This window comes from Paenibacillus xylanexedens (assembly GCF_017874615.1).
Lineage (GTDB): Bacteria > Bacillota > Bacilli > Paenibacillales > Paenibacillaceae > Paenibacillus > Paenibacillus xylanexedens.
This window is the reverse complement of the sequence record NZ_JAGIKV010000022.1, coordinates 59,652-74,984: the sequence shown is the minus strand read 5'-3', so window position 1 is coordinate 74,984 and position 15,333 is coordinate 59,652. Positions and strand designations below refer to the sequence as shown.

At 47.1% G+C, this 15,333-nt stretch carries 15 protein-coding genes; 12 read left to right on the top strand and 3 right to left on the bottom strand.

All coding sequences use genetic code 11. The features are described from left to right. The first annotated feature begins 30 nt into the window (after window positions 1–30). The gene (locus tag J2Z28_RS24145) at window positions 31–684 is read left to right on the top strand and encodes a ferric reductase-like transmembrane domain-containing protein (protein ID WP_211084590.1); all 654 of its coding nucleotides are present in this window, start codon (window positions 31–33) and stop codon (window positions 682–684) included. Window positions 685–845: 161 nt separating this feature from the next. On the opposite strand, the gene J2Z28_RS24140 is transcribed toward J2Z28_RS24145, so the two are convergent. Further along, a complete protein-coding gene (locus J2Z28_RS24140; RefSeq protein ID WP_211084589.1) occupies window positions 846–1,412 on the bottom strand; it encodes a phosphatidylglycerophosphatase A family protein in 567 nt (188 codons plus the stop codon). Between the two features lie 188 nt (window positions 1,413–1,600). On the opposite strand from J2Z28_RS24140, the gene J2Z28_RS24135 reads away from it, so the two are divergent. The 9 genes from J2Z28_RS24135 to J2Z28_RS24095 all read left to right on the top strand — a co-directional run bounded on the left by J2Z28_RS24135 (window position 1,601) and on the right by J2Z28_RS24095 (window position 11,903). Then, window positions 1,601–2,656: a GerMN domain-containing protein gene (locus J2Z28_RS24135; protein ID WP_047841205.1), complete on the top strand. Its 1,056-nt coding sequence runs from the start codon at window positions 1,601–1,603 to the stop codon at window positions 2,654–2,656. A 300-nt stretch (window positions 2,657–2,956) separates the two neighbouring features. Then, the gene (gene rph, locus J2Z28_RS24130) at window positions 2,957–3,712 is read left to right on the top strand and encodes a ribonuclease PH (protein WP_017692572.1); all 756 of its coding nucleotides are present in this window, start codon (window positions 2,957–2,959) and stop codon (window positions 3,710–3,712) included. A 1-nt stretch (window position 3,713) separates the two neighbouring features. Further along, window positions 3,714–4,337 (top strand): XTP/dITP diphosphatase, encoded by a 624-nt coding sequence (locus J2Z28_RS24125; RefSeq protein WP_211084588.1) that lies wholly within the window; start codon window positions 3,714–3,716, stop codon window positions 4,335–4,337. Between the two features lie 350 nt (window positions 4,338–4,687). After that, window positions 4,688–5,530: an STM4015 family protein gene (locus J2Z28_RS24120; RefSeq protein WP_211084587.1), complete on the top strand. Its 843-nt coding sequence runs from the start codon at window positions 4,688–4,690 to the stop codon at window positions 5,528–5,530. A gap of 21 nt (window positions 5,531–5,551) precedes the next feature. After that, window positions 5,552–6,799: an STM4014 family protein gene (locus tag J2Z28_RS24115; protein ID WP_211084586.1), complete on the top strand. Its 1,248-nt coding sequence runs from the start codon at window positions 5,552–5,554 to the stop codon at window positions 6,797–6,799. Further along, complete coding sequence (locus tag J2Z28_RS24110) at window positions 6,792–7,577, top strand: STM4013/SEN3800 family hydrolase (protein ID WP_211084585.1); 786 nt, start codon at window positions 6,792–6,794, stop codon at window positions 7,575–7,577. Before J2Z28_RS24115 ends, J2Z28_RS24110 begins: the two co-directional genes overlap by 8 nt. 47 nt (window positions 7,578–7,624) lie before the next feature. Next, window positions 7,625–9,013 carry an STM4012 family radical SAM protein gene (locus J2Z28_RS24105; RefSeq protein ID WP_211084584.1) on the top strand — a complete coding sequence of 463 codons (1,389 nt, stop codon included), beginning with the start codon at window positions 7,625–7,627 and terminating at the stop codon, window positions 9,011–9,013. Continuing rightward, window positions 9,010–9,873, top strand: a complete 864-nt coding sequence (locus tag J2Z28_RS24100; protein ID WP_211084583.1) for an STM4011 family radical SAM protein — start codon at window positions 9,010–9,012, stop codon at window positions 9,871–9,873. The genes J2Z28_RS24105 and J2Z28_RS24100 overlap by 4 nt, the downstream gene beginning before the upstream one ends. A 332-nt stretch (window positions 9,874–10,205) precedes the next feature. Next, on the top strand, window positions 10,206–11,903 hold the full coding sequence (locus J2Z28_RS24095; protein WP_211084582.1) for a methyl-accepting chemotaxis protein: 1,698 nt from the start codon (window positions 10,206–10,208) through the stop codon (window positions 11,901–11,903). 147 nt (window positions 11,904–12,050) lie between these two features. Here J2Z28_RS24095 and asnB read toward each other — a convergent pair whose 3' ends face one another. Beyond that, window positions 12,051–13,895 carry an asparagine synthase (glutamine-hydrolyzing) gene (gene asnB / locus J2Z28_RS24090; protein WP_211084581.1) on the bottom strand — a complete coding sequence of 615 codons (1,845 nt, stop codon included), beginning with the start codon at window positions 13,893–13,895 and terminating at the stop codon, window positions 12,051–12,053. A 192-nt stretch (window positions 13,896–14,087) separates the two neighbouring features. On the opposite strand from asnB, the gene J2Z28_RS24085 reads away from it, so the two are divergent. After that, window positions 14,088–14,387 carry a hypothetical protein gene (locus tag J2Z28_RS24085; protein WP_211084580.1) on the top strand — a complete coding sequence of 100 codons (300 nt, stop codon included), beginning with the start codon at window positions 14,088–14,090 and terminating at the stop codon, window positions 14,385–14,387. 31 nt (window positions 14,388–14,418) lie between these two features. After that, window positions 14,419–14,775 (top strand): hypothetical protein, encoded by a 357-nt coding sequence (locus J2Z28_RS24080; protein WP_036605881.1) that lies wholly within the window; start codon window positions 14,419–14,421, stop codon window positions 14,773–14,775. A gap of 230 nt (window positions 14,776–15,005) precedes the next feature. On the opposite strand, the gene J2Z28_RS24075 is transcribed toward J2Z28_RS24080, so the two are convergent. Then, window positions 15,006–15,299, bottom strand: a complete 294-nt coding sequence (locus tag J2Z28_RS24075) for a magnetosome magnetite crystal formation protein family (protein ID WP_017692583.1) — start codon at window positions 15,297–15,299, stop codon at window positions 15,006–15,008. Between the last annotated feature and the right edge of the window lie 34 nt (window positions 15,300–15,333).

Genomic DNA, 15,333 nt, shown 5'->3' with positions numbered 1-15,333 from the left:
ACAAGTCTAACAGATATGGGGGAGCCGGTTATGGCACAATGGATTGTAGATTACCTGCCAACGTGGAGTATCATTCGAATTAGTGGAATTGCTGCTTATGTGCTGCTCTTTGTCGGTGTGTTTCTGGGTATTGCGCAAGGGATGCCTATGGCCAAAGGCAAACCAAAAGCAGCCATGTTCAAATGGCATACTCGAACGACCTGGCTCGCCTTCGGACTTGGACTCGTGCACGCATTAACGTTATATATTGATCATTACAGCCCATTTAGCTGGGGAGAACTTCTGATTCCTTTTACCGCCTCCGTGCATCCGATCGGCAGTGGTCTGGGAACGTTAGCCTTCTACGGATTAGTGATTGTCCTGTTATCCAGTGATCTGCGGAACAAGCTGGGCCGTAAATGGTGGTTCATGTTCCACATGTTGTCCTATCCGGTGTTCATTGGTCTGCTGGTTCACGGCATGGTTACCGGAACGGATTCTGGCAATATCATCATGCGGATGATATATGTATTTACCGGACTCAGCATTCTCGGTATCACCGTACTACGTGGCATGTTGCGAGAGCGTAAAGGGCCGGAAATCACGATTGGACCGAAACGTGCAACATCTGGTTCACCTTCCGAGCAGAATTGGGTTGAAGGTTTTGGTTTGGTGGGAACGGTACGACCTAAACATCTGAAATAATAACATGTGGATTATCCAATATGTATCGTTACACATGTAAAAAAAGCGGCCATCTGGCCGCTTTTTCCATGAACAGTTATTTTATTGAACAGTTATATCACGAAGCATCCATACAAATGTCCAATGTTCCACATGGCTTCAGATATAAAACGAGTTACGCATTATACAGCGTCATCACTAACAGGTTTTTCTCCCAGTGCTTCTTCAAGCTCGGATTGTTTGCGATGGGCGATCCGACTGCTCGCTGCTGATGCAATCGCACCGACAATATCATCGAAGAACGTGTGGACAGGGCCCAGGCTCTTGTCATTCAGTCGTTCAAGCACCCCTGGTTTCAGCTTGTCCACATAACCATAATTCGTAAATCCAATGCTGCCATATACATTGACGATGGAGAATGCCAAAATCTCATCCACGCCATACAGTCCTTCATCGTTCTCAATCATCTCCTGCAAAGGAGATATGAGCTGCCCCTGTTCTGCCAGAATATCAAGCTGAATCCCGGTCAGAACAGCATTCTGTACCTCACGTTTACGGAGAACCATCTCCACATTTTCGATACATTCTTCCATCGTAAGACCTGGATAATATTTTTGCTGCAATAACATGACCAGCTCTGCGATCTCATGGATCGTGACGCCCCGCTTATGCAGCCATTCCCTTGTTGCCTCCGCCACCTTGCGGCTATTCAGGCTGTAAGGGATTTTTTCTTGCTCAGGATGTTCCATGGGCGATTCCTCCTCTGAAGTTAGCAATGTCCCTACTCTTGCTTCCTAATACGTTATTAACCTGTTTTACGTTTCTTTAAGATAATATATAAATTTTCAGCGGAGCGATTATCTTTTAGTTATTTTTTGGACAAAGGCTCGTATACATGGTAGTACAAACTGTAAAAATGATGAGGGGGAACGTGATCATGAGAAAGATCCATTCTTTGCGTACGGTATCGGCAGCAGCGCTGCTGAGTATTCCTATGGTATTGTCAGGCTGCGGCATGTTTGGAGCACAGTCTTCCGAAGCTGTTGATCCACCACCGCCCATCCAGGAAGCAGCTATGATTCAAGCGGCCGAAGGGAATGGAGCACTCGCAATGCTCCCGTTAACGACGGTATATCTGCAAGACCAGCAGGGGCTGCTCGCTCCGGTATCCCTGACACTTCCTTCTGGAACAGACGCAAGCAGTCCAAAGACAGCTCTGGACACACTTGTCACAGGCGGGGCCTATGCGGGTATGCTGCCTGAAGGATTCCAGGGCGTTCTCCCGCAGGGAACGGTTGTGCAGAATGTAACGATTCACGCGGATGACAAGCTGGCGGTCGTTGAGTTCTCGGGTAATTTTGCCAAGTATGATGCAAAGGAAGAACGGAAAATGCTAGAAGCTGTCACGTGGACCTTGACGGGAACGCCTGATGTGGAGAATGTGCAGATCTGGGTGGATGGCAAAAAGTTAACGCAAATGCCGGTGAACAGCACGCCGCTGCCTGAACCGCTGAATCGGGCTGTGGGAATCAATCTGGATCTGGGTGATACATTTGTGACCAACAGTAGTCCGGTAACGGTCTATTTCTCCGCTGCTTCGCCAGCAGGCATCCAATATTATGTTCCGGTGACACGTCTGGTTACACCTGGTGAAGATCGGGTGCAGGCAGCGTTGAATGAACTGATCAAAGGACCTGACAAAGGCGGCGAACTGGAAGAGGTCATGACAGGCGGAACGGAGCTGCAATCGGTCAAAACAGCAGAGGATGGCACGGTCACGGTTGCCTTGAAAGATGATATGTTTGCCGAAGGAGATATCGTGCCAAGCGAGCTGTTACAGTCTGTCGTATTAACCACTGCGGAGAACACAGCCAGCAAGGATGCCAAAGTACAGATCGAATGGAATGGCCAAAAAACGGTCATGGGTGACGACAACAGGGATTACAGTGCGCCGGTTTCCAAGCCTGAATATATCAACGAAATTCCGATTTAATGAGCAAGGAATGCTTAAGGATGCTTTTAACCGAACTCTTTGGTAAAATATAAGGGATTCGTAAAATACGTGTTCAAAAAGATCGGTTTTCAGTACCGAGAAGATGGGATGAAGCTAGAAATGGAGTAGCGGAGCGTAGGCAAACTACGTGAGCAACGGACATTTCGGCTGAATTCCATATTCGATGCTGATGATGCCTTAAGGCATTTTTCGTAATCAAAAGCGAGCTTTTTGAACAATCTCTAAAAGTGTGAATAAGTTCAACATTACAGGATGCTTAAGTCGTAGGAGGCAGAAAATATGAGATCAAACGGACGAACCAGCGAACAGCTGCGCCCGCTGAATTTAACAGTGAACACGAATAAATACGCCGAGGGCTCTGTACTGATTGAAGTTGGAGATACAAAGGTGATCTGTACAGCTACAGTAGAGGAACGTGTACCTCCCTTTATGAAAGGGCAGGGTAAAGGCTGGGTAACAGCTGAATATTCCATGTTGCCACGTGCAACACATACCCGGAACCAACGTGAAGCCAATCGTGGCAAATTAACTGGACGCACCATGGAAATCCAGCGTCTGATTGGTCGGGCACTGCGCTCGGTAGTTAATCTGCAGGCTCTTGGTGAGCGTACGATTACCTTGGACTGTGATGTTATTCAAGCTGACGGAGGCACACGCACAACGTCCATTACCGGTGCGTTTGTAGCGCTGGCGCTTGCCGTGAACAAGATCTCCCAACAGCACAAACTGCAAGTGTTCCCGATTACGGATTTCATTGCCGCAGTAAGTGTGGGTGTTGTGGGTGAACAGCCTGTACTGGATCTGAACTATGATGAAGATTCCAAAGCAAAGGTAGACATGAACCTGGTGATGACAGGTGGCGGTAAATACGTCGAGCTTCAGGGAACAGGTGAGGAAGCACCATTTGATCGCCGTGAGCTGAACGCCATGTTGGAACTGGGCGAGCAGGGGATTTTGGAGATGATTGAGCGTCAAAAAGAAGTGCTTGGACCGATTGCGCTCAAGATCGGCGCGCGTGGATTAGGGGAAGCCTAAGATGAGTTTGGACAGCCCGATCCTCATTGTTGCAACCCGCAATGCGGGTAAAGTCCGTGAATTCGCTCATGCTTTCGCACCGCTTGGCAAAGAGGTTAAGAGCATGTTTGACTACCCGGAACTGCCGGTTGTGGTGGAAGATGGCGTAACGTTTGCGGAGAATGCCTGGAAGAAAGCCAAAGCGGTTGGTGATGCGCTTGGTTTGCCCGTTCTGGCAGATGATTCAGGTTTATGTGTAGACCTGTTGGATGGTGAGCCAGGGGTATATTCAGCGAGATATGCAGGCGAAGGAGCAACGGATGCACAGAATAATGCGAAGTTGCTGGAGACGCTGGAATCGTTGAAATCCGGTGAGGACACCGAGCAGCCGCTACTAAGTCCGGCTCGTTTTGTTTGTGCGCTGGTCCTGTACGATCCGACAACAGGTGATAAGTATGAATCAGAAGGCACTGCGGAAGGCTGGATTACGGCTCAAGCTGCAGGTGCTGGCGGTTTTGGATATGACCCACTCTTCTATGTACCTGAATACGAGATGACGATGGCAGAGCTGACGCTTGAGCAAAAACAGGCGATTAGCCACCGTGGTCACGCGCTGAGAGCGCTTGTATCCAGACTTGAAGGCTGAGACTAAACGAAACATCTTGATTTAACTTCATGATATGTGAACATCAAAGCGTTAATGGAAGGACAGAAGCATTCCGATGGGATGCTTCATCCGCCATTAACGCTTTTTCTATGAAATGAAGTGTTTGATCGGGTTTGGTGAGGGTCCATCCATATACCTAATTGAAGATAGCTATTTCTGCGACTACACATCAGAACATATGTTCTTGTACCTACATGAGAAATGGTTTACATTGCACGATTGGGAATCTCATTGGGACTGGAGTTGGAAGAAGTTGCAAGCCTTGTGTGGTATGGGTTAACATTCAAACTAACGAATCACATATGAACCTTAAACGGAGGGATCTACTCATGCAAGAAGTGAAGCTTGTTGTATCTTACGATGATTATGAGGACGGCATTCGTATGGAAAAATTAATTAAGGAACTGGCAGCTAAACCGGAGGCTAGCTCATTGGAAAGTCTGGTCATCGGAGATTGGGGACAGGCTTATGAAAATTCGCCTGACGAGTTCATAGGTACGCTTGTCGAGTCTGCTCCAAGCTTTCCGTCATTGAAGAAACTGTTTATTGGAGATATGGGATTCGAAGAATGTGAAGTATCGTGGATTATCCAGACAAATCTCACACCACTGTTAGGTGCTTTTCCAGAATTAAAATCATTCTCTGTAATGGGCAGTAGCGGCCTCAGTCTGGAACCACTCCAGCATGCCAAGCTTGAAGAATTGATTATTATTTGTGGTGGTCTCCCGAAAGAAGTGTTATCTTCAATCACCCATGCCAAGTTGCCTGAATTGCGTAAACTGGAACTGTACCTGGGTGTGGATAATTATGGTTTCAATGGATCACTTGAAGATGTGCTTCCTTTGCTAGAAAAAGGATTGTTTCCAAAGCTGGTTTACTTGGGTCTGAAAGACAGTGAAATTCAGGATGAGATTGCCAAAGCAGCAGCAGAAGCACCTATTCTGGATCAACTTGAAGTACTGGATCTATCGCAAGGAACGTTGTCCGATGAAGGGGCTGAGGCGTTGCTTGCCAGTGACAAGATCAAGAAACTGAAACATCTTGATCTAAGTTACCATTACATGACCAATGAAATGATCAGTCGCTGGAACCGATCGGGTATATCTGTAGATGTTAGCGACCAGCAACAGAGTGATGAGGATGACTGGCGCTATCCATCGTTAACGGAATAGTCGATGTCAGGTGTAAAGGAAATGAATGAAAGCCTGCACCAGCCAATAGATGTGCATGATCTAACGCAAGATCAGCCCTTTTTATTGATCGGAAACCCTGATAACCGACGAACACAAGGGCTACAAGAGGCTAGGCATAGATTGGGTCTGAAACCTGCGGTTGTACTGCCATATGCTCAATTGCTCCAGAATTGGAGACACGGACGAACCATCGCTGATACAGTAGATTTCAATCTGTCTGTACCCCTGATTCGGATTGATGCTCCTGGTGAGGAGTGGGAAGTGGAGCGTGAACTACTGTTCCTTGGGGCTATGAACGATACGTCAACATTAACGGGTGGAATGGGTGCAGAAGCATTTTCCGCAGAACAGGCACTTGCGCTGGAACAGGAGTGGGGAAGAATATACGCTCCCGCCCAGTGGTTTCGTGGCTGGAAAGCATGTTTGGATCGAATCGGCCGTGAGTCTCGGGAAATATGGCCTGAAGTCCGATTCTTGAATGATCCCGCCGATATCCAATTGATGTTTGACAAGAGAACATGTCAGCAGCATCTATCTTCACATGGAGTTGATGTACCTCCGGCGCTTCCATCTTCCCAGCCAATCCGCGATTATATGGACCTGCGTAGCTCAATGAAGGCTGCCGAGATGCATCGTGTGTTTGTGAAGCTTGCGTACGGCTCCGGGGCTTCAGGAGTTGTTGCCTATCAAGTCAATCCCCGAACGGGTGATGAAATTGCTGTAACAACGATGGGAATGGAACAGTCGCGGGGCAAGACGATTTTCTTCAATGAAGGACGTCTACGTAAGTATACCCGCAGTGAAGAGATTGCTACGCTGATGAACTGGTTATGTGCAGAAGGTGCACAGATTGAACGGTGGATGCCAAAAGCCACGCTTGATCAGCGGGCCTATGATATCCGCCAACTGGTTGCGGGTGGACAGGCAGGTCACGCGATTATGCGGCTGAGCCGTACCCCGATTACCAATCTGCATCTGCGCAATGAGCGTATGCTGCCTGCTGAAGCAGGCCTGGATGAACAGCGGATGTCGCTGGTACGGTTGGCAGCGCAAGCAGCCATGTCTGCATTTCCCAACTCGTGGTCAGCCGGGATTGATGTGATGCTTACGAGTGGTTCGAATCCGCGTGCCTATGTGCTGGATGTGAATCCATTTGGAGATCTGTTATACAGGGTCGAGCATCATGGCTTCGGAACCTATGAGTGGGAAATGGAACTTTTACGAAAGGAGCCTATTCAACATGCCTGATATGAACACCATTGTGGGCTCCCATGATCTGTTAATGATTACGCTGGATACGTTACGCTATGACGTAGCCAAGCTGGAAGAGGAGAATTGTCCTAATCTGTGTGGTTCGGGTCCGTGGGAGAAGCGTCATACCCCAGGCAGTTTTACATATGCGGCACATCATGCTTTTTTTGGTGGTTTTATGCCGACCCCTGCCAATACAGATAAGGCATCTCATGTAAGGCTGTTTCATTCCCGAAATACCGGACTCAAGACACATCCGCACACCTGGCTGTTTGATACACCGGATATCGTATCCGGGTTCGCAGCTGAAGGTTACCGTACCATCTGTATTGGCGGCGTCATCTTTTTTACGAAAAAAAACCCGCTTGCGAAAGTATTGCCCGGCTATTTCCAACAGAGCTACTGGCGAATGAACTTTGGGGTAACCAACCCCAAATCAACAGAGCATCAGGTACAGCATGCATTAAAGTTGCTTGAACAGACAGCGCCGGATGAAAAGATATTTATGTTTTTGAACGTGTCTGCCATTCATGGACCCAATCGTTACTTTGTGGAAGGAGCGAAGGAGGACTCGGTGGAGACTCAGCGAGCTGCACTTCGATATGTAGATGAGGCTCTTGGACCATTGTTCGAGGCGATGCGAAAACGCTCCCGGCCTGCGTATTGCCTGGCTTTTTCCGATCATGGTACAGCTTACGGTGAAGACGGGTATCAAGGACACCGGCTTGCACATGATGTCGTCTGGACGGTGCCTTACCGTGAATTTTTAGTATAGAATGTATTGATCTTATGAGGACAACAACCGGAGACAGGAGGAAACCGATGGAGAAACATATACAACATACAACAACAGGCCATTCCACACAGTCCGGATCCGATAAAGCTACAAGTCTCAGTGAAGTACTGGCATTCCCTTATCGTTCTTACTTATACTCGTACCCGCACAAGACCGCCTATCGGGAGCTTGACCCACCACTGCCGTTAGGGCCACTGTGGGAACGAGAGAATACCGATACGTATTTTTTATATATGCATATTCCCTTTTGTGCTGCTCGTTGCGGATTCTGTAATCTGTTCACACTGCCGGATCGACGGGAAGATACGCATGAACGCTATGTAGATGCGCTGGAACGTCAGGCGAAGCAGTGGGCACCTATTACATCTCGAAGACCGTATTCGCGGTTCGCGATTGGTGGGGGAACGCCTACATTATTAAATGAGGTTCAGTTGAATCGTCTGTTTGATATTGCTGAACATGTGATGGGGCTGGACCCTGCGCAAGCATCGATTTCAGTGGAAACGTCGCCGGATACCGTTACGGAAGCCAAGCTGGCCATCATGAAGGAACGAAGTGTGGATCGTGTCAGTATGGGCATCCAGAGTTTTATTGAAGCTGAAGCATCTGCCATCTATCGTCCACAAAAACCGCAGGAAGTTGAACGAGCGCTTGAGAAGCTTACTCGGTATGATTTCCCGTTGTTGAATCTGGATCTGATCTATGGTCTGCCAGGTCAAACGGTGGAATCGTGGATCTATTCATTGGAAAGAGTTCTGGCTTACGAACCAGGCGAAATCTTTATCTATCCCTTGTATACACGGGAAAATACAATCGTGAAGCCAGATGATATTCGCCGTCAGGGACCTGACATCCGGATGGAACTGTATAAAGCTGCACGTGAGACTTTAAAAAGTAAAGGTTATGTGCAATATTCGATGCGCAGATTTGCCAAGGAACAGTCGTCCTCCAAAGTGCTTCTGCCTTATAGTTGTCAGGAGGAGGGCATGGTTGGTCTGGGATGTGGCGCACGCTCTTATACGAGTGAAGTACATTATGCATCCAAGTATGGCGTGAGTTACAAGGCCACACAGAGCATTATTGCCGATTATGTGGCAACTGAGAGCTACGATGTGGCGGATTATGGCATTGTGTTAAGCCGTGAGGAACAGAGACGTCGCTTTATTCTGAAAGCCTTGCTGCATCGGGAGGGAATGACACTGTCTGACTACCAACAGCGCTTTGGTACCGATGTGATGTCCGACTATGTCTGGTTGGCTGAACTGTTGACAGAGGGCATGGCGGAGTTGGAGAGTGATGAGGGCAAGCAGGTGCTGCGTCTGACAGAAGAAGGACTAGGTTACTCCGATGCGATTGGAGATTGGCTTATATCTGCCGAAATTCGTGAACAGATGGAAGGGTTTGTTTTCTCATGAGAGCGACTTTGTATTATCGGGGAAAGTTGTCTTCCTGTAATTACGACTGTCCCTACTGTCCTTTTAGCAAAACCGTGGATTCCAAAGAGACGTTGGAAGTGGATGAACAACAATTGCGTCAATTTGTGAATTGGGTCAGGGAGCAAGAGAGTGCTGGGCATCAATTTTCGATTTTCTTCAATCCCTATGGTGAAGCTTTGGTGCGTCGGTGGTACCGGGAAGCGATGGTTGAGCTGTCACATATGCCACATGTGGATAAGGTTGCAATTCAAACCAACCTGTCCGTCAAACTGGATTGGGCGAGGGAGTTGGATGCGAATAAAGCGGCCTTTTGGGCGACGTATCATCCTCGTGAGACAAAAGAGGCTTCTTTTGTTAAACAATGTCTGACCTTGCGTCAGATGGGACTTGCTTTTAGTATCGGTACTGTCGGACTCCGTAGTGCTTTCCCCGCAATCGAGTCCATGAGACAGGCTTTGCCGGATGATGTGTATATGTGGGTTAATGCCTTCAAAGATCGGCCCAAGTATTACACGCCGGAAGAGATTCAGTTTTTACGTGGGCTTGATCCGCTTTTTGAAGGTAATCTGCAGGATTATGAGAGCTTGGGCAAACGATGTGCTGCCGGTTCGGAAGTATTTTATGTACAGGGGTCCGGGCATGTGAAGAGATGTTACAAGGATCGACGAATCATTGGACATCTATATCGCGATGGTTTGCAGGCTTTGTCTGAGGATCGGCCCTGTCGCATGAAAAAATGTGGCTGTTACATCGGTTATATCCATATGGAGGATTCCCCGTTCAGAGAAACGTTTGGCAGCGGGCTGCTTGAACGTAATCCGGTATTGATCAATCGTTAACTTTGAATTGAAATGCGCTGAAATTGATAAAGATTTTACACCAGTAAATACTGCTGGGTAAAGTCTTTTTTTTTATTTTGATCTAACGATTCAAAATGTGTAATTTAGGATAAAAGAGATGTAGTATATTGTCGGTTGGGTATGAATAAAAACCTAAATTATAATATAGGTAGATACTATAGACCTATATTTGAATGCGCAAGTATGCTAATCTAATTTAAGTAGTCTCATATTTATCCATTTTATTGAAGTAAAAGGAGGGGAGATTTTAGCATTCAGACTGACTACATAATTCATGATTTAAATATATTGAAACGTATGGGGGAAATGAAATGAAAAGAGTATCCATTAGTAGGAAATTGCTTTTAGGTTTTGGTTCTGTGCTTATTTTATTGGTAGCCGTTGTAGTCATCGCATATACTCAGTTTGTCTCGGTTGAGAAAACGTATACAGAATTAATTAATGATAGAACAAGCAAACTATTACTCATTAAAAATATGTCGATTGATCTTAAATCTCAGCAGATTGCTTTGAGAAATTATATTCTGGAAGACAGTGCGGAGAACGAACAGGCATTTAATAAAGCTTATGAAGATTACATAGCATTAAATGAAGAATTAAAATCATCAGTTTCAAGTTCAAAGATGAAAGATTACCTTTCACGATCGGATGAAGCGATGAGCCAATATTATGAACTTGCGCAGCAGATTATGACATTGACAAGACAGGGGAATAACAGTGAAATCTCAAGATTACTGAAGGATACAGCCCCAAGTCTGATCTCTGAATTTGAAGGCATTGTGGAAGGTATGGAAACGCATCAACAAGATGCCATGAACTCAGGCGTTGTGGAGGCTAATCTTCAGATTGTGCAGGTTCTTAGGTGGATTGCAATTATTGGAGTGGCTTCTCTTCTAATCGGAGCACTTGTGGCGTATGTCATTGGCAGAATGATATCCTTGCCTGTTGCTGCTATTGCCCAATCCGCGAGCCGGATTGCAGACGGAGATCTGACTGGTGAGCCTATTGTGGTCCGTAACAAGGATGAGATTGGTGATCTCGCCCAAGCCTTTAATATCATGTCTGCCAATTTGCGTACACTCATTCATCAGGTAGGAGACAGTGCAGAACGGGTAGCTGCCTCTTCAGAGGAGTTGACGGCAAGCACCGAACAGACAGCAACCGCCACAGAGCAAGTGGCCATCACAATGGGTGAGATTGCAACAGGTATGGATACACAGGTTCGAATGGCGAGTGATGGATTCCAGACGATGAATGAGTTGACGACAGGCTTTCAGCAAGTTACGGAGAACACACTCCATATGTCTGAAGAAGCTACCAAAGTCTCCGTAAAAACAATATCGGGTAGCGAGTCAGTTCAGTCTGCGATAGGTCAAATGAATTCTATACAAGGGACGGTGTCGAATCTGTCGGTCGTGATCCAGGAACTGAGCAGACACTCTCAGGATATTGTGAAAATGGTGGACAGCATCTCGGAAATATCAGCACAGACGAATCTCCTATCCCTTAATGCTGCTATTGAGGCTGCACGAGCTGGCGAACAGGGAAGAGGGTTTCAAGTTGTTGCTACAGAGGTTCGGAAGCTGTCTGAGCAGTCTGCGCTTTCTGCTAATCAAATTGTTCCATTGGTGGCATCGATTGAGAAGGGAATGCGAAATGCTGCTGAATCTATGGTGGTTGTATCTACAGAGGTTCAAGAGGGGATTACACTTGTTCACCAAGCGGGAGCCACATTTGATGAAATTCGTGAAGCGGTTGGGGGCGTAGCGGGGCAAACACAGGAAGTCTCTGCTTCAATTGAGCAAATGTCAACAGGGGTAGAACAGATTAATAGGTCTATGAAAACAATCATGGAAGTGACCGAAACGGGGGCCGCTGGAACAGAAGAAGTGAGTGCATCTTCAGAGGAGCAGTTGTCTGCGATGCAGGAGATTGCTTCCGCAGCCAATGATCTCTCCTTGATGGCAGAACAGTTGCAACAGACCGTCAGTCGTTTCAAAGTGCAATAAATCGAACTGAGTGGAATGTGGATGAAGAACGAGCGCATACGTACAGAGATTCTTATAAAAAAGTAATAAAAGGGTGTCCAAACACAGTAGTTACTGTTTGGGCACCCTTAAATAATTCATAATGTTGAATCAATGCATAACATGATCTTAACGAATAGCGACTTTATATGTCCGCAACCAGGTATTGATCTGAGTCAGATAAGCAAATAACTGGGGACCCGACATGAGCTGCCCGAACCAGGGGAGGTTGGAAGCTGCATCCGGTGAAGACGCAAGATTCCTGATCTGAGTTTTGTCGATCAAAGGCAAAATAGGTGATGTGGGATCATCCAGGATATCAAGTACCTGTTGTTTGACCGCGGCCAGATATTGCGGATTATGTGTTTTCGGGTACGGACTCTTTTTGCGATATAACACATCGTCAGGCAGGACACCTTCGAGTGCTTTACGCAGAATACCTTTTTCCCGTCCACCCGTTATTTTCATTTCCCAAGGGATGTTAAACACATACTGGATCAGACGATGATCACAGTAAGGTACCCGCACTTCCAGTCCTGCCCCCATGCTCATCCGGTCTTTGCGATCCAGAAGTGTTGGCATGAAACGTGTAATGTTCAGGTAGGACATCACCCGCATTTGTGCAGCTTTACCTGTTTCCCCATCCAACAGAGGCACTTCAGCCACTGCATCCGAATAGCGGTCTGCCAAGTAATCGAGTGGCCGAATCCATTCCCGAATATCCGGGGATAACAATGCTGCTCGCATATCAGGCGCTACAGACCACGGAAACGTACCGGAGTTCAGCATATCTTCGCGATGGAACCAGGGGTAACCGCCAAACACTTCATCCGCTGCTTCGCCTGAAATGGCAACGGTGGCCCCTTTTTTGATTTCTTTACAGAACAAATAGAGCGAGGAATCTACATCCGCCATACCTGGCAGATCCCTGACTAACATGGCCTGTGTCAGTGCATGAACCAGTTCTCCGTTCTCAATCTCAATCCAGTGATGGTCGGTCTTGAGTTCATCCACCATTCGCTTAATCCAGGGACCATCTGCACCCGGCTGAAAGGAATGCGCTTGGAAATGCTTGGCGTTATCCACATAATCGACAGAATACGTACTAATTTGGCCTTGCCCGGTCCGCTTGTAATAATCCACGGCTAATGCAGACAAGGCACTGGAGTCCAGTCCTCCTGATAAAAGAGAGCATACTGGAACATCCGAAGCCAACTGGCGCTCCAGTGTATCTTGCAAGAGAGAGCGTACCTCTGCTGCCGTCTCTTCCAGGTTATGTTCGTGATTTTGGCTTTCCAGTTTCCAGTAGGCATAGGTTCGGATTCCGTTTCGGTTATAGATCAGCGCGTGCGCAGGCTTAAGTTCGCTTAGTGAAGAGTATACGCCGTGTCCTGGTGTCCGTGCAGGCCCTACAATAAACACTTCGGCCAATCCTTCCGGGCCAACAGCGGCTTCCACATCCGGGTGAATAAGCAGAGCTTTGGGCTCTGAACCAAATACGAGTGTGTCTTTGACATTACTATAGAACAGAGGTTTCACGCCAAGGCGATCTCGTGCGATAAAAACCTGTTCGCGTCCCCCATCCCATATGGCAAAAGCAAAAATACCGTTAAACCGGTCAACACATGCCGGTCCCCACTCAATATAAGAGGCGAGCAACACTTCCGTATCACATTGCGTGCGGAACTGATGCCCCCGCTGGAGCAATTCCTTTTTCAACTCGGGTGCATTGTATAGTTCTCCGTTATACACGACGGTATAGGAGGTATCTCCCTGTAACGCATGCATGGGCTGTGCGCCGTTCTCGGGGTCCATTACACTAAGACGCCGATGTCCAAAGGCACAAGGATTGGAGATCCATGTACCTGAAGCGTCGGGCCCCCGGTTCGACAAGCTATCCGTCATACGGACCAGCAGCTCTGATTCCTGGGTCAAATCCCGATTCCACTGTATGAAGCCGGTAATACCGCACATGGTTTGTTCATCCTTTCTTGGTCGAGTCATTCATCCGTATGGCTGCTTAGTTACTGGCAACCAGCAAATGTTGTCTTTTCGTCAGAGGTCGTAACAAATATATGCCGAAAGCAGGCATAAAATGTCTGTCCTCTTCGGAAACTAGTTCTAGGGACAACGGCCTCAACATGCCTGTGAAGGAGAGAACATGCAATGGACAGTATGAAGTATTATGTGTCTGTCATGGGCCGCTCCGTTATTCCGGATCCGTCGGTAACATCATATGAATGGATCATTCAGGCAACGCCGCAGGAAGCGGAGCAATTACTGGGACTGCTGAGCCTCATGCAGGAAAAGGAGGAAGAGGCCTTTCCTGGCATGGTATTCCCATGGCCAGATACACCGGAGGAGTCCGTAAACCGAGCTTATGAAACGGTATTACAACAGGTGTATCGAGAGATTTACCGATTGGGCACAGCAGAGACACGATACCAGATTGAACAAAGTACATGATAAGCACAAAGGAAAAGGAGCGCGATGACGAATGTATGCCATTCAAGATGCCAAAATACGCAGATTAACCGAGGTGGATGGATTGTCTTGTGCAGAGGTTGAAGTGCAGCCTGGAAATGCCGGAGATCCATCGTTACTTGTATACGTGGCTTCAACACAGCCCGGAAATTCGCTGGAAGTTGTTCGGATTGTACGCAATCACTCCGATTCGGCGATCGACTGGTATAACAATAATATGCATACTGCGTTTGAAGAGGCGACAGATACCGCATTTGAGAACAGCGAAGGTATGACAGTAGAAGAAGATAAAGCTCGGTTTCAAAGTGAGTTGTTTTCCTTTGGTTTGCTTGGTCCAACACTTCAGCGTTATCTGATCGGGCAGGCTTAACAGGTAATGCTCCAACAATACATGTGGTGTTAGCGGGATAGAGTTCGATGTTGAGTTATATGTAGATGTGATCTGTTGCTGTTGCTGGTTGCTCTGACTGTATCTTTAACTGGAAAAACCCGCCGTTGTTGTGAACTGTACCCCAATTGTTAGACACAACTACCAATTGGGGTACAGTTCATTGAACGGCGGGTTTTGTTATGCGATGGTCAGATCAGGTGGAGATGTGATCAAGCATACTCGCGCAGCACTTGAATGCCTTTAACCACATTGTACACAAAGCTTAATCCGTAGATCACAAAGAATAGAATGACAAATCCGACGGCGGAACCCAGACTATGCGCAGTTACGAAGAAATAAAATAACGGAATGGCAGCGAGAAAGGGGAATACATGTGAGAATAAGGCGCGCTTTGCATGTCCCTCAATGTAATCATCCTTGGCAACAATCCATATAATGATCGGAAACAGGAACGGGGCAAAGAAAATACTGAAATAGGATAGGGCTGATAAAAGTTGTCTCATGACGATTCTCTCCTTCAATGGAACATTGAATGTA